Source organism: Aneurinibacillus terranovensis DSM 18919 (genome assembly GCF_000430625.1).
GTDB classification, from domain to species: Bacteria; Bacillota; Bacilli; order Aneurinibacillales; family Aneurinibacillaceae; genus Aneurinibacillus_B; species Aneurinibacillus_B terranovensis.
On sequence record NZ_KE387172.1, the window covers coordinates 203,446 to 209,881 of the forward strand.

Annotated in this window: 6 protein-coding genes and 1 other annotated feature; of the genes, 3 read left to right on the forward strand and 3 right to left on the reverse strand. The window is 47.7% G+C overall.

Going from position 1 to position 6,436, the window contains the following annotated elements; translation table 11 throughout:
- Positions 1-16: 16 nt before the first annotated feature.
- The gene (locus H525_RS0117780) at positions 17-733 is read right to left on the reverse strand and encodes an SDR family oxidoreductase (protein WP_027417282.1); all 717 of its coding nucleotides are present in this window, start codon (positions 731-733) and stop codon (positions 17-19) included.
- Positions 734-995: 262 nt separating this feature from the next.
- Between H525_RS0117780 and H525_RS0117785 the strand changes: the two genes are divergently transcribed.
- Positions 996-2,126 (forward strand): HAD family hydrolase, encoded by a 1,131-nt coding sequence (locus tag H525_RS0117785; RefSeq protein WP_027417283.1) that lies wholly within the window; start codon positions 996-998, stop codon positions 2,124-2,126.
- Between the two features lie 89 nt (positions 2,127-2,215).
- Here H525_RS0117785 and serA read toward each other — a convergent pair whose 3' ends face one another.
- Complete coding sequence (gene serA / locus H525_RS0117790) at positions 2,216-3,799, reverse strand: phosphoglycerate dehydrogenase (RefSeq protein WP_027417284.1); 1,584 nt, start codon at positions 3,797-3,799, stop codon at positions 2,216-2,218.
- An 82-nt stretch (positions 3,800-3,881) separates the two neighbouring features.
- Positions 3,882-4,116, reverse strand: a binding site (T-box leader).
- A 299-nt stretch (positions 4,117-4,415) separates the two neighbouring features.
- Between serA and H525_RS0117795 the strand changes: the two genes are divergently transcribed.
- A complete protein-coding gene (locus tag H525_RS0117795) occupies positions 4,416-4,850 on the forward strand; it encodes a DUF1284 domain-containing protein (RefSeq protein WP_027417285.1) in 435 nt (144 codons plus the stop codon).
- A gap of 99 nt (positions 4,851-4,949) precedes the next feature.
- On the opposite strand, the gene H525_RS0117800 is transcribed toward H525_RS0117795, so the two are convergent.
- On the reverse strand, positions 4,950-5,447 hold the full coding sequence (locus H525_RS0117800) for an inorganic diphosphatase (protein WP_027417286.1): 498 nt from the start codon (positions 5,445-5,447) through the stop codon (positions 4,950-4,952).
- Positions 5,448-5,547: 100 nt separating this feature from the next.
- Between H525_RS0117800 and H525_RS0117805 the strand changes: the two genes are divergently transcribed.
- Positions 5,548-6,348, forward strand: coding sequence for a DUF92 domain-containing protein (locus H525_RS0117805; protein ID WP_027417287.1), 801 nt, complete (start codon positions 5,548-5,550; stop codon positions 6,346-6,348).
- Positions 6,349-6,436 lie beyond the last annotated feature (88 nt).

Consider the following 6,436-nt stretch of genomic DNA (forward strand, 5'->3'; position numbering starts at 1 on the left):
TCCTTTCGTTTACGAATTATTTTGGCTGCGGCACAACTGGCCGCATGATCACTTGATTCAGTATAACATGTTTCGGAGCGGCGGCCATCTGATAGGCCATGTACGCGACATCTTCCGGTTCGAGCGAATAGTCTTTCGGTTCTGTGCCCCCGAAGTGAGTCTGAACCGACCCCGGGCAGATGACCGACACCTTAATATTGTGAGGTTTTAACTCCTGCATGAGGATATCATTAAAGGCCATGAGTCCGAATTTACTGGCGCAGTATCCGGCGCCGCCAGGGAATGTCACTGTGCCCGCTACACTTGAAATATTAATAATATGGCCGGCTTTCCGGGCAATCAAGTGCGGTACTACATATTTCGTACACAGGAAGGCTCCTTTTAAATTCACATTCATCATTTCGTCCCACTGGTGCTCTTCCAGTTCGTGGACGGGTGCAAAAAATCCAAGACCTGCATTGTTGATGAGGATGTCAATTTTGCCGTGTTCCTCCCGAATGCGCTCCACAAGCGCTTCCACTTCTTGTCCCTGTGTAATATCGCATGGGGCGGGGACGATGGTGCCTTCACCGTTTTCAGCGGACATTGCCAGCGCTTTGAGCAATCCTTCACTGCGGGCAACCGCATAAACGGTGGCTCCTTTTTCCGCAAACAACAAACTCATTGCATGGCCGACTCCTTTGCTTGCACCGGTTATCATTACAACTTTGTTATGTAGGGACTGAAACTGCAACGTTCCTTCCTCCTTCTAAAAGGTGTGTAATTAGATCCCGGGATCAGCCGGGGTTCCTTATGCATATAGGAAAGTATAACTTTCCTACATGCATAAGTGCAACTAAGGCTATCGCCAGCGCCTGTGGCTTGGCGCTAGCCAAGTTTTCTTTATTGTACCACAGTTGCACCTTAGAAAATCTTAAGAAAAAACGCGATAATTCCATGAGAAATATGATAAAATGTTCGTATTATATTGTTTATGAGGAGTTGGCGAGCTACGCATGATTCGAATGATATTGTTTGATGTAGATGGTGTATTACTTAGTGAGGAGCGGTATTTCGACGCTTCCGCGCTTACCGTATGGGAAATGCTCCACAGCCCGAATTACCTCGGCCTTGCCCCTGATTTTTTTCAACCGGCTCCCGAAGAAGAGACGATTCGCCGGATTCGCAAGGAAGTATTTGACCAGGATAAATTTTTGGATTTTGTAAAAACAAGAGGGATTAACGCGAATTGGGACATGGTCTATCTCTCCTTCTCCTACCAGCTTGTCCGTTTGCTGGCTGTACTGCGGGATAATTATCCCGACCAGGTGAAGGCTATCCTGCAGAACCAAATCGACCGCGATGTGCTGCTGCGGATTCAAACGCTTGCCGTTAACGTGGCGTTTGAAGTGGATTATGCTTCATTTGTCGAAGATTTTAAAAAGAGCACAGCGGACAAGCAGGCTCTTCTGCAGTACCTTAACGATATAGTGGAGCAGAAAACGGGAATACATACCGATATTTTTGCCCGGACAAGTACGCTGTGGGATTTATGCCAGGAAACGTTCCAGGAATGGTATCTTGGTGATGCCCTGATCGAAAAATCAATCGGACGCCCGGCGCTGCAAAAAGGAAAAAAAGGGTTCTTAAACGATGAGATCCCGATTGTTGAGCCGGAAAAAATGGCGAAGGTGCTTGCGGAATTGAAAAGCAGGGGCTATGTGCTCGGGATCGGGACGGGACGCCCGGAGATTGAGACGCGTGAACCGCTCAAAGCCCTTGGCCTTCTGCAGTATTTTGAAGAAAATCGTATTGTAACCGCAAGCGATGTGCTTGAAGCGGAGAAAAAATATCCTGATCGTGCCCCGCTGGCCAAGCCGCAGCCGTATTGCTATATTCAGGGTTTGCTCGGCAAAGATGCGGAGGTGAAGGCGTGCTTTGCGCTGCCGCTGCCAATTGAGGATGGGGAAGAGTTGCTCATTGTAGGTGACTCGGTTGCCGACTATATGGCAGCCCGCAGCATTGGCTGTAAGTTTGCCGCCACACTTACCGGGTTGACCGGTCAGGAAGCGCGCGGTAAATTCGAGGAACTTCAGGCAGATTACATTTTAAATGATATGACCGAAGTTCTTGCCATTGTAAAATAAGTGAGAAAAACGCTCTGCCCGGATTGTTTATCCGGCAGAGCGTTTTTTAGCAGGTAAAAAAGTAAGAAATGTTAAATACTTTTCTATTTTTATAGTTCGATTTGAATAACGCTAGAAATCTCATTTAGTTCCCCGAGTGTGTCAAGTACATCCGGTGTTACTTCTTTGTCGACCGTCAGCAGCATGATGGCGTGTCCACCCAGGTCACGGCGTCCCACCTGCATGGTGGCGATGTTCACATCATTAGTGCCAAGCAGGGTTCCTACCCGGCCGATTGCACCCGGCCGGTCATTGTGGTGAATCAGCAGCAGATGTCCCTGAGGAACGATATCAATGGAATACCCGTCAATTTTTACAATGCGGGCTCCATAACCGTTAAGCAGTGTACCGGATACGGTTTTTTCTTCCTGGCTCGTTTTAAGGGTAACGGATACTAGGTTGGTAAATCCGCCACTATAATTGGACTTTTGCTCGGTCACATGAATATCGCGGCTTTTAGCGAGTGCCGGCGCATTGACATAGTTTACGCCTTCCCCAAGGTGGTACGACAAGATTCCTTTCAGCGTCGTCCGGGTAAGCGGAGCGGTATCGATATCCGTAAGTTCACCGGAATACGTAACAACCACTTCTTTTAAAGCACCCACCGCTGTTTGTGCGATAAATTCGCCGAGCTTTTCATTCAGTTTAAAGTACGGTTCCACTTTCTCAAGCACATGGGCAGGGACGGACGGCAGATTTACTGCGTTTTTAAACGGCTCATTGCGCAGAATATGGATAATTTCTTCCGAAACGTCGACCGCTACATTTTCCTGCGCTTCGACCGTGGAAGCTCCAAGGTGAGGGGTGACGACAACCTGCGGCAGCCCAACTAACGGATTTTCCACTGGCGGTTCCTGTTCAAACACGTCAAGTGCGGCACCGGCTACTTTTCCGCTTTGAATGGCTTCAAGCAATGCCTTTTCGTTAATAATGCCCCCGCGTGCGCAGTTAATAATCCGGACACCGGTCTTCATTTTTTCAAATTGCTTTGTATTAATGATATATTTTGTATCTTTCGTCAATGGAGTATGCACGGTAATAAAATCAGCCCGCGCCACAACGTCATCAAGTGTGCCGTACTGCACGCCCAACTTTTGGGCCCGCTCTTCGGTCAGAAACGGATCGTAGGCAATGACCTTCATATTGAACGCTTTGGCACGCTTGGCCACCTCGGCCCCGATGCGGCCTAATCCAACAACGCCAAGCACCTTATTATTTAACTCGACGCCTGTGAAAGACTTGCGATCCCACTCGCCATCAACAAGTTTTTTGTAGGCCATGGGAATGCGGCGGGCAAGCGCCATCAACATGGCAAAACTGTGTTCTGCGGTCGAAATCGTATTTCCATCCGGAGCGTTGATGACGACAACCCCGGCATTGGTAGCGGCATTCAGGTCAATATTGTCGACCCCCACACCAGCGCGTCCAACCGCTTTCAACTTTTTGCCCGCCTGAATGACCGCCGCTGTTACTTTTGTTTGACTGCGGACAAGCAGGGCATCATACTCAGCGATGATGTTGATTAGTTCGGACTCCGACAGTCCCGTTTGGCGAACGACTTCCACATCAGGGGCATCGAGCAGCTTTTGAATTCCAAACTCACTTAACGGGTCACTTACCAAAACCTTATACATATTTTTAGCACCTCCATGGCATTACGCCTTCTCCACATGTGATTTTTAACTTAAAAAAACCTTCCGATCTCACTACACCGTAGTGAGGGACGAAAGGTTTTATTCGCGGTACCACCCTCATTTGCGGCCATTTCACAATGGCAGCCTTATCTGGTCTTACAGACCAGGGTCCATAACGGGAACCATTCGTTCAAACCTACTTAAGTTTCAGTCTGACAGCTCAAGAGCGCTCAGTTCTGCAGGAAAAACACCGGTTCACAGCAACCACCGGCTCTCTGGGAATTTCGTCTGCAGCCTCTCTCTTTCATCGCAGTAAAAATATAAACGTTTGTTCTTAGTAACAATTTATCATTGTTTTTGTTGTCCGTCAAGACAACACCCCTTAAAAACTTAACATTGGACAAGGTTAAGTTAATTAATGTTCGGCTTTAATCAAAATTATTATTTTAATTCTACCAAGTATTCGTAAAGATGTAAAGGTGTTTTACCGATGATAGACTTAAAAATATTGTGGAAATTTTGTAAGGGCTTGCAGATTTTTAGCGAATTTTGCGTACAGAAAATGAGCGAACATGGTAAAGTATAGGTATCCATACGGATGAGGAGAGAGGAAAAAGTGCAGATAAGTAAACTAAGAGGCCATCACTTATTGTGTGTGCATGGGTTCCAGGGAATGGGTTACAGCCCGGTTTTTATAGAACGAATGAGAGACATTGTCGACAAAATTCGCGATTCATCCCACGACATGTGGATAGAAGTAAAAGTAGGGTTCGACGATGCTTGCGCAGCGTGCCCGCATAAGGGAGAAGCGGAATGCGAGAGGGATGCGGATTCGGATGATCACGTGAAAGGAATGGATCGCAAGGTAATTCGGCATCTGGAACTGGAACAGGATGCGATTTATCGTAAAGAATGGCTCGTCAAACGGACAGCGGAAATGGTCGAACCGGATGACCTCGATTTTCTCTGCCGGGACTGTTCGTGGCTTTCCGCAGGAGTTTGCAAAACAGGGTTGCGGCAGCTTAAGGAAAAATTGCTCCCGTCCGTGTAAGGAAGCTTTAGGAGAAGCAATGTAATCTTAAGTCCGCCCATTATCTGAAGACAAGAGGAAAAGGGTGCGCCATTTGCGCACCCTTTTGCTTATGTACAATTATTTTCCTTCCTGATAACGGGCTTTACATTCTTCGATAAGCTGAGCCGCTTTTTCAGGCCCTTCCCAACCTACGATGTTTGTTTCTTTGTTTTCGAGGTCTTTATAGCGTGCAAAGAAATGAGAGATTTCCTTCGGAATATGTTCAGAGATGTCATCTAATGAATAAACGTTTTTAAAACGCGGATCATCTACCGGAACGCCGAGTAATTTTTCATCTTGGCCCTTGTCGTCGGACATGATAAGAACGCCGATGATGCGGGTTGTAATGACACACCCCGGAAAAGTCGGAAAGCTTACAATCACAAGTGCATCCAGCGGGTCGCCGTCAAGTGCCAGGGTATTCTCAAGATAACCGTATTCAGCCGGGTAGTGCATCGGTGAAAAAAGCACGCGATCCAGACGGAATACGCCCGCTTCTTTATCGTATTCATATTTGTTCTGGCTGCCGGTCGGGATTTCAACGAAAACGTCGACCACTTTGTTCTCAAAAGACATTCAAATTCCTCCCTTTGTTTATAGAGCACTACGTGTGATACGATTTATTATAGCAAGATCGTTACCGTAAGAAAAGGACATACAGAAGAGGAGAATAAAGATGGTGTTTAAATTACTGGCGGGTTTAGCGGGCAGTCTTCTGATTGCGGGAGCCGCTTATGCTAAACGTTCGCTTTCCGGTAGCGGCATGGCGGCGGCTGTCGTACTTGGCACCGTATTGTATGCATTTGGCGGGGTAAAGTGGTACGGGTTGTTGCTTGCTTTTTTTATTTCATCAAGCATTCTCTCTCATCGAAAAAAACAGGAGAAAAAACAGGTGGAGGATTTGTTTGCGAAAGGCGGAAGACGCGACTGGCTTCAGGTTGCCGCAAATGGGGGCATTGGCCTGCTGGCTGTCATCGGTAAAACGATAACGGGTACGGAAGATATGTGGTACGCGTTCTACATAGGGACGATCGCCGCCGTTACAAGCGATACGTGGGCAACTGAAATCGGGGTGCTGTCTGTCCGCAACCCCCGGCACATTCTCACCTGGAAGATTGTCGAGCCGGGCACATCGGGCGGAGTCAGCTGGTTGGGGACAGCGGCTGTGCTTGCAGGCGGAGCATTTATCGGTTTGTGCGCGATGCTATTTGAATGGATGGACAGCGGAAGAATGGATGTTTTACCCATTATTAGCGGGGTTATCGGCGGATTGGTCGGGAGTATGGCAGACAGTGTACTGGGAGCGACGTTTCAAACGATGTACCACTGCCGGGTGTGCGGCAAGGAAACCGAGCGCGCATATCACCACGGACAGCAAACAGAAAGAATCAAAGGCTATAGCTGGTGTACGAATGATGTTGTCAATGTAACGGCGGCCATTGCGGGCGGCTTAGCCGGCTGGGTTATCGCTACGTAAAAAGAACCGGCAGGTAGTCCCCCGGTTTTTTTTACCGTTAAAGAAAGTATATGTTGCTTTACAGTGTTAAAGCAACATATACTTTCCT